15 protein-coding genes are annotated in these 17,752 nt (G+C 61.2%); 4 read left to right on the forward strand and 11 right to left on the reverse strand.

The features are described from left to right. The first annotated feature begins 66 nt into the window (after positions 1–66). Entirely contained in the window at positions 67–1,167 is a 1,101-nt protein-coding gene (locus AB7M23_RS11505; protein ID WP_102052881.1) for an efflux RND transporter periplasmic adaptor subunit, read from the forward strand. A gap of 6 nt (positions 1,168–1,173) precedes the next feature. Further along, positions 1,174–4,239: an efflux RND transporter permease subunit gene (locus AB7M23_RS11510; RefSeq protein ID WP_454240870.1), complete on the forward strand. Its 3,066-nt coding sequence runs from the start codon at positions 1,174–1,176 to the stop codon at positions 4,237–4,239. A gap of 108 nt (positions 4,240–4,347) precedes the next feature. Here the strand turns inward: AB7M23_RS11510 and AB7M23_RS11515 are convergent, their stop codons facing one another. From AB7M23_RS11515 to plsB, 3 genes are all read right to left on the reverse strand, one after another. Further along, complete coding sequence (locus AB7M23_RS11515; protein ID WP_102052879.1) at positions 4,348–5,037, reverse strand: DUF4197 domain-containing protein; 690 nt, start codon at positions 5,035–5,037, stop codon at positions 4,348–4,350. Between the two features lie 33 nt (positions 5,038–5,070). Then, a complete protein-coding gene (locus AB7M23_RS11520) occupies positions 5,071–5,469 on the reverse strand; it encodes a YbaY family lipoprotein (RefSeq protein WP_454240871.1) in 399 nt (132 codons plus the stop codon). An 81-nt stretch (positions 5,470–5,550) separates the two neighbouring features. Then, the gene (plsB, locus tag AB7M23_RS11525) at positions 5,551–8,037 is read right to left on the reverse strand and encodes a glycerol-3-phosphate 1-O-acyltransferase PlsB (protein WP_454240872.1); all 2,487 of its coding nucleotides are present in this window, start codon (positions 8,035–8,037) and stop codon (positions 5,551–5,553) included. Positions 8,038–8,247: 210 nt separating this feature from the next. Here plsB and AB7M23_RS11530 point away from each other — a divergent pair, with 210 nt between their 5' ends. Then, positions 8,248–8,457 carry a cold-shock protein gene (locus AB7M23_RS11530; protein WP_099773702.1) on the forward strand — a complete coding sequence of 70 codons (210 nt, stop codon included), beginning with the start codon at positions 8,248–8,250 and terminating at the stop codon, positions 8,455–8,457. A gap of 59 nt (positions 8,458–8,516) precedes the next feature. Here AB7M23_RS11530 and AB7M23_RS11535 read toward each other — a convergent pair whose 3' ends face one another. The 4 genes from AB7M23_RS11535 to AB7M23_RS11550 all read right to left on the reverse strand — a co-directional run bounded on the left by AB7M23_RS11535 (position 8,517) and on the right by AB7M23_RS11550 (position 13,568). Continuing rightward, entirely contained in the window at positions 8,517–8,894 is a 378-nt protein-coding gene (locus AB7M23_RS11535) for a hypothetical protein (RefSeq protein WP_099773703.1), read from the reverse strand. Between the two features lie 22 nt (positions 8,895–8,916). After that, positions 8,917–9,729, reverse strand: coding sequence for a putative RNA methyltransferase (locus tag AB7M23_RS11540; protein WP_454240873.1), 813 nt, complete (start codon positions 9,727–9,729; stop codon positions 8,917–8,919). After that, positions 9,729–10,880, reverse strand: a complete 1,152-nt coding sequence (gene dapE, locus AB7M23_RS11545) for a succinyl-diaminopimelate desuccinylase (protein ID WP_099773705.1) — start codon at positions 10,878–10,880, stop codon at positions 9,729–9,731. Before dapE ends, AB7M23_RS11540 begins: the two co-directional genes overlap by 1 nt. 96 nt (positions 10,881–10,976) lie before the next feature. Then, entirely contained in the window at positions 10,977–13,568 is a 2,592-nt protein-coding gene (locus tag AB7M23_RS11550; protein WP_330522080.1) for a glycosyltransferase, read from the reverse strand. Between the two features lie 282 nt (positions 13,569–13,850). On the opposite strand from AB7M23_RS11550, the gene tcdA reads away from it, so the two are divergent. Further along, positions 13,851–14,675: a tRNA cyclic N6-threonylcarbamoyladenosine(37) synthase TcdA gene (tcdA, locus tag AB7M23_RS11555; protein WP_454240874.1), complete on the forward strand. Its 825-nt coding sequence runs from the start codon at positions 13,851–13,853 to the stop codon at positions 14,673–14,675. On the opposite strand, the gene AB7M23_RS11560 is transcribed toward tcdA, so the two are convergent. Genes AB7M23_RS11560 through AB7M23_RS11575 form a run of 4 tightly spaced genes read right to left on the reverse strand, consistent with a single transcriptional unit; the run spans position 14,654 to position 17,738 of the window. After that, positions 14,654–15,064 (reverse strand): SufE family protein, encoded by a 411-nt coding sequence (locus AB7M23_RS11560; RefSeq protein ID WP_330522081.1) that lies wholly within the window; start codon positions 15,062–15,064, stop codon positions 14,654–14,656. The two genes, tcdA and AB7M23_RS11560, sit on opposite strands and share 22 nt — an antisense overlap. Beyond that, entirely contained in the window at positions 15,061–16,266 is a 1,206-nt protein-coding gene (locus tag AB7M23_RS11565; RefSeq protein ID WP_454242169.1) for an aminotransferase class V-fold PLP-dependent enzyme, read from the reverse strand. Before AB7M23_RS11565 ends, AB7M23_RS11560 begins: the two co-directional genes overlap by 4 nt. 54 nt (positions 16,267–16,320) lie before the next feature. Next, on the reverse strand, positions 16,321–17,355 hold the full coding sequence (gene dapD, locus AB7M23_RS11570) for a 2,3,4,5-tetrahydropyridine-2,6-dicarboxylate N-succinyltransferase (protein WP_454240875.1): 1,035 nt from the start codon (positions 17,353–17,355) through the stop codon (positions 16,321–16,323). Positions 17,356–17,396: 41 nt separating this feature from the next. Beyond that, entirely contained in the window at positions 17,397–17,738 is a 342-nt protein-coding gene (locus AB7M23_RS11575) for an ArsC family reductase (RefSeq protein WP_256587616.1), read from the reverse strand. Positions 17,739–17,752 lie beyond the last annotated feature (14 nt).

A 17,752-nucleotide genomic window follows, 5' to 3' on the forward strand; every position in this document is an offset into this window, starting at 1 on the left:
TGGGCTCTGATTAATATACCGATCAGTTCAAATATTAAAAGCGCCACTCGCGAAAGGGTTTTCCATATGTTGCGCCATTTCCTGCCCCTTGCTTTGCCCGTCAGTTTTGCCGTGTTACTGAGTGCGTGTGGCCAGGAAGGCCCGCAACAGGTAACCATTCGGCCGGCCATGGTGGTTCAGCCACAACCGGCCAGTGCGGCGGTCGCCAGTTATCCGGGGGAAGTGCGCGCGCGGTTTGAGCCAGAGTTGGCATTTCGCATTGCTGGCAAGGTCAGCCGGCGCTTGGTGGAGGAGGGGCAGCGGGTCAAGGCCAATCAGCCACTGGCCGAGCTTGACCCGCAGGACGTGCGCTTGCAGTTGGAGGCCGCGCGTGCCCAGGTTGCGGCCGCTGAGGCCAACCTGAGCCTGGTGCAGGCTGAGCGCGATCGCTACCAGAAGTTGCTGGAGCGGCAGATGGTCAGTCGCTCCCAGTATGACAACGCCGAGAACCTCTACCGTGCAGGCCAGGCTCGGCTCAAGCAGGTACGTGCCGAGTTCGATGTGGCGGGCAACCAGGCCGGCTATGCGGTGCTACGCGCGCCGCAGGATGGGGTGATCGCCAAACGCCAGGTCGAGGTCGGGCAGGTGGTGGCGGCAGGGCAGACGGTGTTCACCCTCGCGGCCGATGGCGAGCGTGAGGTGTTGATCAGCCTGCCGGAGCAGAATTTTTCCCGCTTCAAGGTGGGCCTGCCGGTGTCGGTGGAACTCTGGTCGCAGCCTCAAGAGCGGTTCGATGGGGTCATTCGTGAGCTGTCGCCTGCTGCTGACCCACGCTCGCGTACGTTCGCCGCCCGTATTGCGTTCAATGTCGGCAAGGTTCACGCGGAACTCGGACAAAGTGCGCGGGTGTTCATTCAGCACGTCGAGCAGGTACCGCTGGCGGTGCCGCTTTCGGCGTTGACTGCCGAGAATGGCCAGACCTACGTCTGGCGCGTGGACGCCAACAATACGCTCAAGCGAACGCCGGTACGTGTCGGTGCCTATGGCGAGACCAGCGTACCGGTGCTTGAGGGCTTGAGCCCCTCTGACTGGGTGGTTGCTGCGGGTGTGCATGTATTGCACGACGGCCAGCAGGTACGCCCGGTGGACCGTTCCAACCGTGTGGTCAATCTGGCGACTAAGGAGTAGTCCCTGATGGGTTTCAACCTTTCTGCATGGGCGTTGCGTAATCGCCAGATCGTCCTGTTCCTGATGTTGTTGGTCGCCATAGTCGGCGCATTGTCGTATACAAAACTCGGCCAGAGTGAAGACCCGCCATTTACCTTCAAGGCCATGGTGGTTCGTACCCTTTGGCCTGGCGCGAGTGCCGAGGAAGTGTCGCGCCAGGTGACCGAACGTATTGAAAAAACGCTGATGGAAACCGGCGAGTACGAACGCATCGTGTCGTTCTCCCGCCCCGGCGAATCGCAAGTCACCTTTATGGCCCGGGACTCCATGCACTCGGACGAGATCCCTGAGTTGTGGTACCAGTTGCGCAAGAAAGTCGCGGACATCCGACACACCTTGCCACCGGGCATTCAGGGGCCGTTTTTCAATGATGAATTCGGTACCACGTTCGGCAATATCTACGCCCTGACAGGCAAAGGCTTCGATTATGCCGTGCTTAAGGACTACGCCGACCGTGTGCAGGTCCAACTGCAACGGGTCAATGATGTGGGCAAGGTCGAGCTGCTGGGGCTGCAGGACGAGAAAATCTGGATCGAACTGTCGAACGTCAAGCTGGCTACCCTTGGCTTGCCATTGGCGGCGGTGCAGCAAGCACTGGAAGAGCAGAATACGGTCAGCACGGCGGGCTTCTTTGAAACGCCCACCGAGCGTTTGCAACTGCGCGTCAGTGGTCAGTTCGAGACGGTTGAGCAAATCGAGCAGTTTCCCATTCGTGTCGATAACCGCACCTTCCGCATCGCCGATGTCGCCGACGTGCGTCGTGGCTTCAACGACCCGCCCGCGCCACGTATGCGTTTCATGGGCGAGGACGCCATCGGTCTGGCGGTGTCGATGAAGCCCGGTGGCGATATTCTGGTGTTGGGCAAGGCACTGGAAACCGAGTTTTCGCGGATTACCCGCAACCTGCCTGCCGGCATGGAGCTGCGCAAGGTGTCTGACCAACCTGCGGCGGTGAAGACCGGTGTCGGTGAGTTTGTCAACGTACTGGTCGAAGCCTTGGCCGTGGTCTTGCTGGTGAGTTTCTTTTCCCTGGGCCTGCGCACCGGGCTGGTGGTCGCGCTGGCGATTCCAGTGGTACTGGCAATGACCTTTGCCACCATGTACTACCTGGGCATCGGTCTGCACAAGATCTCCCTGGGGGCGCTGGTACTGGCGCTGGGGTTACTGGTGGACGATGCGATCATTGCGGTAGAGATGATGGCGATCAAGATGGAGCAGGGCTTTGACCGCTTCAAGGCCGCCAGCTTTGCCTGGACCAGCACGGCATTTCCGATGCTCACCGGCACGCTGATCACTGCGGCAGGCTTCCTGCCGATCGCAACAGCGCAGTCAGGTACTGGCGAGTACACCCGCTCTATCTTTCAGGTGGTGACGATTGCGTTGTTGGCGTCCTGGATTGTCGCGGTGGTGTTTGTGCCTTACCTGGGCGAACGGCTGTTACCGGACCTGGCCAAGCTGCATGCGGCTAAACACGGTACGAACGGCAACGCGCCTGACCCCTATGGCACGCCGTTCTATCAACGGGTTCGGCGAGTGGTGGCATGGTGTGTGCGGCGGCGTAAGACAGTCATTGTGCTCACCATCGGCATGTTCATCGCGAGCATCCTATTATTCCGTTTCGTCCCTCAGCAATTTTTCCCGGCTTCCGGGCGTCTGGAGTTGATGGTTGACCTGAAACTGGCTGAAGGCGCCTCGCTGAGCAATACCGCTGAGCAGGTCGAGCGGCTGGAGGCGATGCTCAAGGCGCGTCCTGATATTGAAAACTATGTGGCGTATGTCGGCACCGGTTCGCCACGCTTCTACCTGCCCCTGGATCAGCAACTGCCCGCAGCGAGTTTTGCCCAGTTCGTGGTGCTGGCCAAGACCATCGAAGACCGTGAGGCGCTGCGTAGCTGGTTGATCGAAAACCTGAACGAACAGTTCCCGCAACTGCGCTCGCGTGTCACTCGGCTGGAAAACGGGCCGCCGGTGGGCTATCCGGTGCAGTTCCGGGTCACGGGGGAGCACATTGAGGTCGTGCGAGCGTTGGCGCGCAAGGTTGCGGCCAAGGTCCACGAGAACCCCCATGTGGCTAACGTGCACCTGGACTGGGAAGAGCCAAGCAAGGTGGTTCACCTGATCATCGATCAGGACCGAGCACGTGCACTCGGCGTGAGCACGGCCAACCTCGCCCAATTCCTGCAAAGCACCCTGAGCGGTTCAGGGGTTAGCCAGTACCGGGAAGACAATGAGCTGATCGAGATACTGCTGCGTGGCACGCTACAGGAACGGCGTGAGCTTGCGAACCTGCCTAGCCTCGCGGTACCGACTGATAGCGGCCGCAGCGTTGCACTGTCGCAGATCGCGACCTTGGAATACGGTTTTGAGGAAGGGGTGATCTGGCACCGTAACCGACTGCCGACGGTCACCGTGCGCGCCGATATTTACGGCAAGGAGCAGCCGGTGACCCTGGTTCAACAGATCCTGCCAACACTTGAGAGCGTGCGTGCGCAACTGCCGGATGGCTACTTGCTGGAAGTGGGCGGTACGGTCGAGGATTCCACGCGAGGGCAAAACTCGGTGAAAGCCGGTTTCCCGTTGTTCATCGTGGTGGTGCTGACCTTGCTGATGCTGCAGTTGCGCAGCTTCTCGCGCACGGTGATGGTGTTCCTGACGGCCCCGTTGGGCGTAATCGGCGTGACCTTGTTCCTGTTGGTGTTCCGACAGCCGTTCGGCTTCGTCGCGATGCTTGGCACCATTGCGTTATCAGGGATGATCATGCGCAACTCGGTGATCCTGGTGGACCAGATCGAGCAGGACATTGCCGCAGGGCTTGACCGTTGGCAGGCGATCATCGAAGCCACGGTACGGCGTTTCCGGCCGATTGTGTTGACGGCGTTGGCGGCGGTGTTGGCCATGATCCCACTGTCGCGCAGTGTGTTTTTTGGGCCGATGGCGGTAGCCATCATGGGCGGCCTGATCGTCGCGACGGTGTTGACCCTGTTGTTCCTGCCAGCTCTGTATGCGGCCTGGTTCAGGGTCAAGAAACCCTAGAGACCGGCATCGCGGGCAAGCCACCCCCACAGTGCGCAACATGTGTGGGAGCGGATCTTGCCCGCGATGGTATGGGGTGTCATGCCTTATGTGGCGACCCCTGCCGTGTCAGAGCGCGCCAAACACCTTCTTCGCCAGGCTGGTGGCCGCACCGGCCGGGTTTTCACGAATGCTGGCTTCCTGCTTGCCGATCATCTCGAACAGGCCATTGAGCGCTTGCTCGGTCACGTAGTTCTCGACGTTGGCATTTTTCGAGTCCAGTACACCCAGGCTCGCAGCCTGGCCGGCGAAGCTGTTGTACTGCTGCGCCAGGCCAACCTGGTCGGTAGCCTGCTTGACGATTGGCAGGAACTTGGCGCGGATCTGTTCACGGCTGGTCTTGTTCAGGTACTGCGTCGCCGAGTCGTTGCCGCCGCTGAGAATGCTCTTGGCATCGGCCACGGTCATTTTCTTCACGGCATCCACCAGCAGTGCCTGAGCTTGCGGTACGGCCGCCTCGGCGGCTTTGTTCATGCTGGTTTCCAGTTGGTCAACCTCGGCGCCCATGCCGAATTTCCTCATCGTTTTGGCGGCCTTGCCAAGGTTGCCAGGCAGCTCGATGCGTACATCCGGGTTGTTGCTGAAACCACCTGGGGTACCCAGTTGCTTGACGGCAATCTGGGCGCCTTGGGTCAATGCATCCTTGAGGCCACCGCTGGCATCCTGTTGCGAGAGATCGCTCAACGACAGGGCCATGGCGCTGGCCGAGAGCAGCAGGCCTGCACACAGGCTGGTAAAGGTGAGAACGGGGCGAAACATGGCAGCATCCTTTTCTGGGAACGAAGGGGGAAATCAGCGAATCGCGTCGACCTTGATGCGCACGGGTTGCGGGTCGTGGCCATCAAGTTGCACGGCATGCTGTTCGGTGTTGATGAACATCAGTTTACCGTCCAGCTCGATACGTGCGCTGACGGCATAGCGGTGGCCTGGTTTGACCTGGCTCGGGTCGTAGGTGAGGTGGAACGGCAGCGGAACCTGACCGTTTACCGGGCCGCTCTGCCTGGCCAGCGTGACGGCTGGCGCGTCAGCCAGGGAGACATCTTGCAGGCTGACACTCAGGGTGGCGCTTGGAGGCAGGGCGATACGCTGAAGGTAGAACACTTCGCCGTCCAGGCTGGCCTTGGGGGGTGGGGGCGTACTGCTGCACGCTGCCAGCAGGCTTCCGATCAGGGCCAGGGTCAATTTTTTCATCAGGATCTCCTTATCGAAGGCGCCGTGACGTCGGCGCCCACGTTGTTTCGTGGTCGTGCTCCGGGCAAGACCACGTAGGGTTCATGTCGTCGTTTCGGGGTTATCGTCATTGCGATGCAGGGCCACCTGACGGATTGACAGGCGCACCTCCGCCGAGAGCACACGCTTGGCCGCCCCCTCTGCCAACTCACTGAGTTTTTCGTGGTATCCCAGTTTGCCAGCGGTATCGGGGCGCAGAACTCCCTGTTCGATCAGGGTTTGAATGAAGTGGCGGAACAGGCTTTTATCGAAGAACTCCGGGGCATTGAGCCCGTGCAGGATCGACAGCCGCTGGGCCATGACCACGCAAAGGTCTTCCAGTGCTTCGGCGCTGAGGCTGTGTTGGCCGCTATTGAGCAGCAGGGCGGTGGCCATGTAGAAGCGCTGCAGGGTCTGGGTAATGGCCCGGGCCAGCAGGGTCAGCAGCACGAATTGGCGCGAACTCGGGGCAGGGCGCAGGTAGACGCCATTTTCAAAGCGCAGCAGGCCTTGGTCGACAAACGCCTGCAGCCATTGGTCAACCACCGCGTCCAGTTCGTCCAGCGACCAGCGGATAAACAACTCGGATTGCAGGTACGGGTACAGTGCCCGTACGTATTGCAGGATCAAGTCGCGGCTCATCCGCGAGCTGCTCTGGAAGAAGCTCGCCAGCAGTGCGGGCAGGGCAACAATGTGCAGGACGTTGTTGCGGTAGTAGGTCATCAGGATGGCGTTCTGCTCATCCAGGTAGAGGACCTTGCCCAGCGCATCACGCTGTTCAGCAAGCATGTCCATATCCCTGACGTGGGCGATCAGCGCCAGGCCGTCACCCTCTGGCAGCGTCGTGTGCGGTGAGTAGGGCACTTGCCGCAGCAGTGTAAGGTACAGGTCCAGCACGCGTGCCAGGGCACGTTCGTCGAGGGCCAGCTTGCTGGTCGACAGCAGGGCCAGGGCTACCAGGTTGACCGGGTTGATTGCCGCCGCTTCGTTCAAGTGCCGGGCGACTGTCTCGCCCAGGCGTGAGGTGGTCTGGTTGAGCCAGGCCGGGCGGAACTGGGGTCCATGCTCATGCTCGCGCCAGCCGGGCTGCTGCGCGTCGAGGAAACTGGCCAGGCGAATGGGGGCGCCGAAGTTGACCGACACTTGGCCAAAGCGCTGTTTGAGGGCACCGAAGACCTTGAAGATATCGAAAATCGACTCTTTCTTCTTGCTCGCACCGCGCAGTTCACCCAGGTAGGTACGCCCCTCCAGGACGCGTTCGTAGCCGATGTACACCGGTACGAAGACAATAGGCGTGCGTGAGGAACGCAGGAAGCTGCGCAGGGTAATTGCCAGCATCCCGGTTTTGGGTTGTAACATGCGCCCGGTTCGCGAGCGTCCGCCTTCGACGAAGTACTCCACGGGGAAGCCTTTGCTGAATAGGGTGTGCAGGTATTCGTTGAACACGGCGGTGTACAGCGGGTTGCCCTTGAACGTACGGCGCATGAAGAATGCACCGCCTCGGCGTAGCAGGCTACCAATGACGGGCATGTTCAGGTTGATGCCGGCGGCAACATGCGGCGGGGTCAGGCCATTGCGGAACAGCAGGTACGACAGCAGCAGGTAGTCGATGTGGCTGCGATGGCAGGGGACGTAGATCACCTCATGTCCCGGTGCGATACCTTGCACCTGCTCGATGTGGTTGACCTTGATGCCATCGTAGATCTTGTTCCAGAACCAACTGAGCACCACCTCAAGGAAGCGAATGGCGGTGTAGGTGTAGTCCGAGGCGATTTCGTTGCCATAGCGCAGTGCCTGGGCTTCGGCCTTGGTCAGCGGGATGTTCTCGCGTTCGGCTTCCTCGGCGATGGCCTGGCGTACCAACGGGTCGTGGATCAGGCCCTTGACCAGGTTGCGCCGGTGAGAAATGTCCGGGCCGATGACGGCTGTCTTGAGGTTGCGAAAATGAACCCGTAGCAGGCGTTGGGCCATGCGTACCGTGCGCGCCTGCCCTTTTTCGTGTTGCACCAGTTCGCGCAGATGGATCGGTGCGGAGAACTGCACGCGGGTCTTGCGCCCCAGGATCAGAATGCTCAGCAGCTTGCGCAGGCGCCCGGTCACGGCCCAGCTGTCGGCGAACAGCAATTTCCACGGGCTCGATTCACTGGCTGGTGACTGGCCCCAGAACACACTGACCGGGATGATCTGTGCATCGTTTTCATCATGCAGGCTGACCGCGTTGACCAACCGAGCCAGCGTTGGTGGTGCGCCGCGTTTGTCATGCCGGCCGAGCCAGTCCGGGTCTGGGGTCAAATAGAAGAAAGCGGCCGGTTCTTCGAGGTTACCGAGTGAAACGGGTAACACGGGGCGTGGCAGCCCGGCTTTGGTGCATTCACTGTCCAGCACGGCCAGGTCGGCCAGCGACGGTGATTGCAGGGCATAGAACACCGGGCGACTGCGGTCCAGGTTCAAGGTGAAAGACGACTGGTTGATTGTCTCGGAGCGAACCCATAGGTACAGCAGGCGGCGCAGAGCACCAAAAATCAGGCGGTGCAAAGGTGAACGGGTCATACAGGCTCTGCTCTGGATATTGAATTCAAGCAGGTTAGTGTGCCGTATCTGCGCAAGTTCAGCAAAAAGCACTCAGGTCATAAAAATTCTTTGAAGGCTGCCTTATACTCGGTCCGCCGCTTGCAAGTTTTTTGTTGCAAGCTGCGTCGGTAGAGGGTGGTGACCCCTGCCTGCACGGCGATTCCAAAATAAAAAACCGGAGTAGTAAAGATGTCGTCTCGTGAGACTGGGAACGTGAAGTGGTTCAATGACGCCAAAGGTTATGGCTTCATTCAGCGTGAAGGCGGTGCCGATGTATTTGTTCATTACCGTGCGATTCGTGGCGAGGGGCATCGCACCCTGAGCGAGGGGCAGCGAGTGGAGTACGCATTGGTAGAGGGCCAGAAAGGCCTTCAGGCTGAAGACGTGGTTGGTCTCTAGGCCTTGAACGAAAAGGCCCGTCGCCGGACGACCGGGACGGGCCTTTTCGAGAGTGCGGATTACTGCGTGCGCCAGGTGATTTCCTCTTCACCGTCGGCACTGATGCGAATCCAGCGATCGGCGTCTTCCTCGCCTTCTTCTTCTACCCAACTGCCCGGTGCGCAGCGTACTTCGACATTCAGCACGGCAAATGCTGCACGCGCGCAGGCAATGTCGTCTTCCCACGGGGTCTGGTCGCTTTCCAGGTACAGGCTGTTCCATTTGCCAACGGCTTTCGGCAGCCAGGTCACAGGCACGTTTCCAGCCTTGCATTTCCAGGTCTGGCCTTTCTGCACCCACTCAGTGCATGGGCCGAGGGCTTCGCTTAGCCAGGCAGCAATGGCTTTGTGGTCGACGTCCGCATCCTTGAGGTAAATCTCGATATCGGGTTGACGCATGGGGCAATCCTCCAGGTTCGGCTCAGCCTTGCCGTACAAAATAGTCGTAACGCATGGACACCGTCACCTCAAAGGGCTCGGCCTGGTCGATGACCGCGGTGCGTTTTTCTGCGCTGGCACGCCAGCCATGAGGGGTCATGGCCAGCAGGTCGGCACGTGCCTTTGGGGTGTCCAGGGTCAGGCGAAAGGTCAGGGTTTCGCTGTGATCATGAATCATTCCCTCGGGGACCAGCGCCAAGTGTTTATCATCGGAGTAGTCGCGCACCTCATCGTACAGGCGCTGGCGCAGCTCCATCAGGTGCTCACGGGTCGGGCCGATACGCATCAGGCCACCCCCCGGCACCAGCAGGCGTTTCGCCTCTTGCCAGTCCAGCGGGCTGAAGACGCTGGCCAGAAAGCCGCAACTGGCATCGGCCAGCGGTATCCGGGCCATGCTCGCGACCAGCCAGGTGACTGCGGGGCTACGCCGGCAGGCACGCTTGACCGCTTCCCGGGAGATGTCCAGGGCATAGCCTTCGGCCGCAGGCAGGGCTTCGGCGATCTGCGCGGTGTAGTAGCCTTCGCCACAGCCGATGTCCAGCCAGCGCTGAGGTGCACGCTCAGCGGCCAGTTCGGCCAGGCGGTGTGCAACCGGAGCGTAGTGGCCTGCGCTGAGAAAATCCCGACGCGCCTCGACCATGGCCTGGTTGTCGCCCGGGTCACGGCTGTTCTTGTGCTGCACTGGCAGCAGGTTCAGGTAGCCCTGACGAGCACGGTCGAAACGATGACCTGCGGGGCAGGCAACGCCATTATCGACGCTGGCCAGTGGCGCACTGCAAAGAGGGCAGATGAGCATCAGGCAAGCAGCCGGGTCAGGGTCTGGTAGTAGATCTCGGTCAGCACATCGAGATCGCTGGCCAGGATACGCTCGTTGACCTGGTGAATAGTGGCATTGACCGGGCCCAGTTCGACGACCTGAGTACCGAGGGTCGCGATGAAGCGGCCATCGGAGGTACCGCCGCTGGTCGACGGCTGGGTCTCGCGGCCAGTGACGGCCTTGATGCTCGCCGATACCGCATCGAGCAGTTCGCCCGGTTCGGTCAGGAACGGCAGGCCTGACAGCGCCCATTCCACATCCCAGTCCAACTGGTGCTTGTCGAGGATGGCCGCGACGCGCTGCTGCAGGCCTTCGACGGTCGACTCGGTGGAGAAGCGGAAGTTGAACAGGGCGGTCAGTTCGCCAGGTACGACGTTGGTGGCGCCGGTGCCGGAGTTGAGGTTGGAGATCTGGAAACTGGTCGGCGGGAAGAAGGCGTTGCCTTCGTCCCAGTGCTCGGCGGCCAGTTCGGCCAATGCCGGGGCAGCCAGGTGGATCGGGTTCTTCGCCAGGTGCGGGTAGGCCACATGGCCTTGTTTGCCGCGTACGGTCAGCTTCGCGCCGAGGGAGCCACGTCGACCGTTCTTGACCACATCACCCACCAGGGTGGTGCTCGACGGTTCGCCGACGATGCACCAGTCCAGGCGCTCCTGACGGGCGGCCAGGCGTTCGATCACCGCTTTGGTGCCATGGTGGGCCGGGCCTTCTTCGTCGCTGGTGATCAGGAACGCAACCTTGCCGCGATGGTTGGGGTAGTCGGCCACGAAACGCTCGGTGGCCACGACCATGGCGGCCAGGCTGCCCTTCATGTCGGCTGCGCCGCGGCCGCAGAGCATGCCGTTTTCGTCGATCAGCGCTTCAAACGGATCGTTCTGCCAGGCCTGTACCGGGCCGGTAGGCACTACGTCGGTATGACCGGCAAAGCACAATACCGGGCCGTCCTGAGTGCCGTGGGTGGCCCAGAAGTTGTCGACGTCTTCGATACGCATTGGCTCCAGCATGAAGCCGGCATCGCCCAGGCGCTGCATCATCTGTTTCTGGCAGTCGGCGTCGAGCGGGGTCACCGAGGGCCGACGGATCAGGTCGCAGGCCAGTTCAAGGGTAGGCGAGAGGTCGGCTGGGGCCGTCATGAAAGACTCCGGAAGCAAGGCAAGGCACAAAATTAGGGGCGTTATCTTATAGCAAAAACGGCGGCCCAAGGCCGCCGTTTAGAGGTTGTGCAGATTTTATCCGGCGGTGGCCGGCTGTACCTCATTCGACGGTTTCGGCAGCGACGACAGCATCGCCATGATCAGTGCGGCCAGGTAGGGCAGCGACTGCACCAACAGCATGGCCACCCAGAAACGCATGTCGGCGCTCGGCATGCCTTGAACCAGGTAGATACCGGCCGCGGCACCCCAGAGCAGGAGCATGATGAACAGCTCTTCGCGCGCCTCGGAAATCGCCACCAGCAGACCATGGCTGTCGGCGTTTTTCGGGGTGCGGAAGAACGGAATGCTGCTGGTGAAGAAGCCGTACAGCACCGCCTTGGCAATGGTGTGCGACAGGGCCAGGCCAGCCAGCGCCGCAGCGAAGGCATCCTTGAGGTTCACCCCGACTGCGCGGCGATAGAGGAACACGATCTTGCCGACCTTGAACACGAACAATGCCAGTGGCGGGATGGCGAAAATCATCAGCGGCGGGTCGACCCGCTGCGGCACGATGATCATCGCTGCCGACCAGAGCAGTGCCCCGACGGTGAAGAAAATGTTCATGCCGTCGGCGATCCATGGCAGCCAGCCGGCCAGGAAGTGGTAGCGCTGGCCGCGTGTCAGCTCGGTGTCCTTGCCGCGCAACAGGCTTGCAGCGTGCCGCTTGATGATCTGAATCGCGCCATAGGCCCAACGGAAGCGCTGCTTCTTGAAGTCGATGAAGGTGTCGGGCATCAGGCCCTTGCCGTAGCTGTTGTGGGCATAAGCCGCCGAATAGCCTTTTTCGAACACGCGCAGGCCCAGCTCGGCATCCTCACAGATACACCAGTCGGCCCAGCCCAGTTCTTCGAGCACCGAGCGGCGGGTCATGGTCATGGTGCCATGCTGGATGATCGCGTCACGGTCGTTGCGGGTCACCATGCCGATATGGAAGAAGCCCTTGTACTCCGAGTAGCAGAGCTTCTTGAAGGTGCTTTCATACTGGTCGCGGTAGTCCTGTGGCGATTGCACCACGGCGATTTTCGGGTCGGCGAAATGTGGCACCATGTGTTTGAGCCAGTTGCGGTCGACGCAGTAGTCCGAGTCGATCACTGCGATCACTTCGGCGTCCTTGGCCGTATGCGGGATGAGGTAGTTCAATGCCCCGCCCTTGAAACCGGCCAGTGGTGCGACGTGGAAGAACTTGAAGCGCTCGCCGAGCAGTTCGCAGTGGGCCTTGATCGGCTCCCAGACCGCGGGGTCCTTGGTGTTGTTGTCGATGATCAGGACTTCGTAGTCCGGATAATCCAGTGCGGCCAGCGCGTCGAGGGTCTGTTTGACCATTTCCGGCGGCTCGTTGTAGCAGGGCACATGGACCGAAACCTTGGGGCGGTAGGCGCTGTCGGCCTGTACCGGAAGGAACTCGCGACGCCGCTTGTGTATCCACACGGCTTCGGCCAGTTCATGAGCCTCGGTCAGCAGCACGATGAAGACGCCGAGTGCCCCGAGGGCAAGCAGGAAGCCCACCGTCAGGCTGAACCAGGTGCTGTACTGTTGGCTGTAGTCGTAGCCGATCCAGACCAGTACCGAACCGCACAGGAAGGCGATGAAGGTCAGGAAGGTACGGCCGCGCTGACGCAAGGCCGAGCCGTCGATCAGCAGCAGGGCCAGCGAGAGCATCGCCAGGACCACGGAACTGATGGCCAACAAGCGCCATTGTGGGATCGCGACCACTGGGCCTTCAAAGTTGAACTTCTGTTGGCGAGCCGCGTTGAATACGCCCCAGTACGCGCCGACCGAACCTTCGTCACTGGCTTTCCAGGGTTGGTCGTAGGCTTCGATGACGAAGTAGTTGTAACCCTGGCGGTTCAGTTTGTTGACCAGTGTGCGCAGGTAGATGGCCTGATCGGCCTGGGTTGCTTCAGCACCACCACGCATACGGCCATTGCTCGGCCAGCCGACTTCCGAGAGCAGCAGTGGCTTTTTCGGGAACAGGCGCTTGAGGTCGCGGGCACGGTCGAGAACGAATTGGCCGGCGTCCTGCATCGGGATGAATTCCCAGTACGGCAGGATGTGCGCCGCCACCAGATCGACGTGCTTGGCCAGTTCGGGGTGTTCTTTCCAGATGTGCCATTGTTCAGAGGTTGTGACCGGTACCTTGACGGCTGCGCGCACCCGATCCAGGTATTGCATCAGCGCTTCGGGGGTGATCTCCTTGCGGAACAGGGCTTCGTTACCAACCATTACCCTCACTACGCTGCGTGAGCTGTTGGCCAGTTCGATGGCACGCTGGATTTCCCGTTCGTTACGCTCCTGGTCGGGGCTGATCCATACCCCCAGCGTTACTCGCAGGCCAAACTCCTCGGCCAGTGCCGGAATCTGGTCCTGGGTGCCGTCCACGGTATAGATACGGATACTGTCGGTCAGCTTGCTCAGCTGCTCCAGGTCCTGGCGCATCTCGTCAGTGGTTGGGTATTGCCCTTTCTGCGGGCTTTGCCCCAGGCGGAAAGGCGAGTAGGAGAAGCCGGAAATCTGCTCCGGCCAGTTGGGTGTGGAAACCGGGCGGTTGATCAGCGCCCAGAACCCGGTGAACAGCGCGGCGATTGCCACGACGATGACCAGGTTAAGACCAAATTTACGCGATGACATAGGTAGTTCGGGTTCCAAAGGGTGGAACGGGCAAGCGCCTTACAGCGCAAATCCTGATCGTTACCTGCAGTGCAATACAGGCAGGTATCAACTTGGATTTTCATTAGCAGCTTTAGTTCTGACGCCCGTGCAATTGTCGTCCAAGACTTGGGGGTACGCTGGACATTAAAGCAGCATTGCAACCGGTATGACCAATCGGCTCTCTTGGCTGTCGGTCAGGCACGGTATGGCATCGAACGCAGAGCAGCCTATAATGCGCGCCGGTTTTTTCGGGGTAGGGCCATGAGTACAGAAGATCCACGCTTTGCCGGTGTTGCCCGGTTGTACGGGCTGGAGGGGCTGCAGCGCCTGCGTGACGCCCATGTGGCGATCATCGGCATCGGTGGTGTCGGTTCATGGGTGGCAGAAGCCATTGCCCGCAGTGGGGTAGGTGAAATCTCGCTGTTCGACCTGGATGATGTGTGTGTCAGTAATACCAACCGTCAGCTGCATGCGCTGCAAGGCAATGTCGGCAAACCGAAGGTGGACGCCACAGCCGAACGCTTGAGGGCGATCAACCCGGCATGCACGGTACATGCGGTGGCGGACTTCGTGACCAAGGAAACCCTCGCCCAGTACATCACCGAAGACCTGGATTTTGTCATCGACTGCATTGACGCCGTGCAGGCCAAGGCGGCACTGATTGCCTGGTGCAAACGTCGCAAGATCTCGATCATCACCACCGGTGGCGCGGGTGGGCAGATCGACCCTACCCAGGTTCAGGTCACCGATCTGAACCGTACCTTTAACGACCCATTGGCTTCGCGTGTGCGTTCGACACTGCGCCGTGATTATGGGTTCTCGCGCAATGTCAGCCGCAACTACAGCGTGCCGTGCGTGTTCTCCACCGAGCAGCTGCGCTATCCGAAGCCGGACGGCGGCGTTTGCCTGCAGAAAAGCTTTGTCGGTGATGGGGTCAAGCTGGACTGCTCCGGTGGCTTCGGTGCGGTCATGATGGTCACCGCGACCTTCGGCATGGTCGCGGCGAGCAAGGCACTGGACAAACTGGTGGCGGGTACCCGGCGCCCATCCGAGCGCAAGCCGGCTCAGGCGCCAGAGGCGAGCTGAGCCATACGTTGCAGCACGGCATTGAGGCCGTTGCTGCGCGAGGGCGATAGTTGTCGCCCCAGGCCCAACTGGTTGAACCAGCCGGGCAGGTCCAGCTGTTGCAAGGCGCTGCTGGACAGGCCTTCCACCCGGACCAGCAGCAGGGCGAGCAAGCCACGGATCATCCGGGCATCGCTGCTGGCGCGAAAGTGCCAGTGCCCGGCGCGCTGTTCGGCTACCAACCACACCTGGCTTTCACAGCCATGCACGCGGTTGGCTTCGCACTGTTCGTCACTGCTCAAGGCTGGCAGGCGCTCGCCCCATTGCATCAGCAAGCGGGCACGCTGCTCCCAGCCAGCGGCCTGTTCAAAGCTATCAAGTGCCTCTTGGGCAGCGATTGGCAGGGTCATCGCAGCAGCTCCAGGGACTGGTCCAGTGCTTCAAAGAAGCGTTGCAGGTCATCCGAATCGCTATACAGGGCCAGTGACACCCGTACCGCACCTGCAAGGCCGAGGCTTTTCAGCAGTGGCATGGCGCAGTGGTGGCCGGCACGTACGGCGACGCCCTGCTCGGTCAACAGGTGGGCCAGATCGGCGCTGTGTACACCGTCGATGACGAAGCTGGCCACTGCCATGTCGGGCGTACCAAGCACCCGCACACCTTCACGGTCGTTCAGGCCGCGTAGCAGCAGGCGGTGCAGGGTGGCCTCGTGTTCGTCAACGGCGGACGGGTCCAGGCTGGCCAGGTAATCAAGGCTGGCGCCCAGGCCGATGACGCCGGCTATCGGCGGTGTACCCGCTTCAAAACCCAGCGGGGCGGGGCGGAACGTGGCCTCTTGATAGTCGGCCAACTGCACCATCTCGCCACCGAACTGCCAGTGCTGCAGCAGGTTCAGTGCCTCGTGCCGACCGTAAAGCACGCCGACACCGTCCGGGCCATAGAGCTTGTGGCTGGAAAAGACATAGAAGTCACAGCCCAGTTGCTGGACATCATGCCGCCCATGGACCACGCCCTGGGCGCCATCGACCACACTCAGTGCTCCTTGAGCCCGGGCATGGGCCAGCAAGGGCGCGAGGGGTTGCCAGGTACCCAGTACATTCGACAGTTGACTGAGTGCGACAAGGCGTGTGCGCGGGCCAATCAACTGCAGCGCAGCCTCGACATCGATGAAGCCCTCAGGGGTGATGGGCAATATCACCAGCGTGAGGCCGCGTCGCCGGGCCAACTGCTGCCAGGGCAGCAGGTTGGCATGGTGCTCCAGGGCGCTGACCGCGATCTCATCGCCGGGATGAAAGCGCGCTTCCAGGCCGTAGGCCAGCAGATTCAGTGCCGAAGTGGCGCCGTGGGTGAAGATGATCTCGTCGGTGCTGGCGGCATTCAGCCAGCCGGCAACCTTTTCCCGGGTGCGTTCAAAGGCTTGTGTCGCCAGCGCGCCGGGCAGGTGTTGGGCACGGTGAACATTGGCAGCACCGTGACTGTAATAGTGGCTCAGGGCATCGAGCAGGGCTTGAGGCTTCTGAGTGGTTGCAGCATTGTCCAGATAGGTCTGGTGCTGTCGTTGCAGGGCAGCGATGGCCGGAAAGTCAGCGCGCCATGGAGAAGGCAGGAACATGATGGTCGGGCTCTGGGCATCGGGCTTGGCAAGCGCCAAGCCCGATCGTACCACTTAGTTGTGAGCGTGCAGCGCTTCGTTCAGCTCGATAGCCGACTTGTGGGTCTTGCACTCCACTGCGCCGCTGACCGAGTTGCGACGGAACAGCAGGTCTGGCTGGCCAGCCAGGTCGCGTGCCTTGACCACTTTGACCAGTTGGTTCTGCTCGTCAAGCAGGGCCACCTTGGTGCCAGCAGTGATGTACAGGCCTGCTTCAACGGTATTGCGGTCGCCCAGCGGAATACCGATACCGGCGTTGGCGCCGATCAGGCAGCCTTCACCGACCTTGATCACGATATTGCCGCCACCCGACAGGGTGCCCATGGTCGAGCAGCCGCCGCCCAGGTCCGAGCCCTTGCCGACGAATACGCCTGCCGAAACACGGCCTTCGATCATGCCCGGGCCTTCGGTGCCAGCGTTAAAGTTGACGAAGCCTTCGTGCATGATGGTGGTGCCTTCGCCGATGTAAGCACCCAGGCGTACCCGTGCGCTGTCGGCGATACGTACACCGCTCGGCACGACGTAGTCGGTCATTTTCGGGAACTTGTCTACCGAGAAGACTTCCAGCAGCTCGCCCTTCAGGCGTGCTTCCAGTTGCAGTTCGGCCAGCTCGGCCAGGTCGATGGCGCCCTGGCTGGTCCAGGCCACGTTCGGCAGCAGCGGGAAAATGCCGGCCAGGCTCACGCCATGCGGTTTGACCAAACGGTGCGAGAGCAGGTGCAGCTTCAGGTACGCTTCTGGCGTGGAGGTCAGGGCACCGTCTTCGGCCAGCAGGGTGGCGACCAGCGGCTTGCTGCTTTCTGCCAGGCGAGTCAGCAGGGCGGCCTGTGCGGCGTCGACGGTTTTCAGCGCTTCGGCCAGTTGTGCGGCCTGGGTGGTGTTGAAGGCAATGGCCTGGTTGCCACCTTCGTAACCGAGGATCGGGGCAATGGCCGCGATCAGTTCGGCAGCCGGGTTGACCAGCGGTTGTGCGTAGAAGACTTCCAGCCAGGCGCCTTGGCGGTTCTGGGTGCCAACACCAAAGGCCAGGCTGAACAGGGTAGTGGACATGCGGTTACCTCTTGGGAAATTGAATGAAAGCGTGGCGCCGGTCAGGACAGGGCGGCCGCGTAAAGGTCGGGCTTGAAGCCGACCAGGGTTCGTTCACCCAGGTCGAGTACCGGGCGTTTGATCATTGAGGGCTGGGCGAGCATCAACGCGACGGCCTTGGCCTGATCAAGGTCGGCCTTCTGCGCGTCGTCGAGCTTGCGGAACGTCGTGCCTGCACGGTTGAGGACAACCTGCCAGCCATGCTCGTCACACCAGCGTTCGAGGCTTTCGCGGTCGATACCCTGGCTCTTGTAATCGTGAAAGTCGTAGGCAATGGCATTTTCTTCGAGCCAGGTACGGGCTTTCTTCATGGTGTCGCAGGCCTTGATTCCGTAAAGGCGCAATGGCGTGTCGCTCG

It is taken from the genome of Pseudomonas sp. HLS-6 TE3448 (assembly GCF_053629555.1).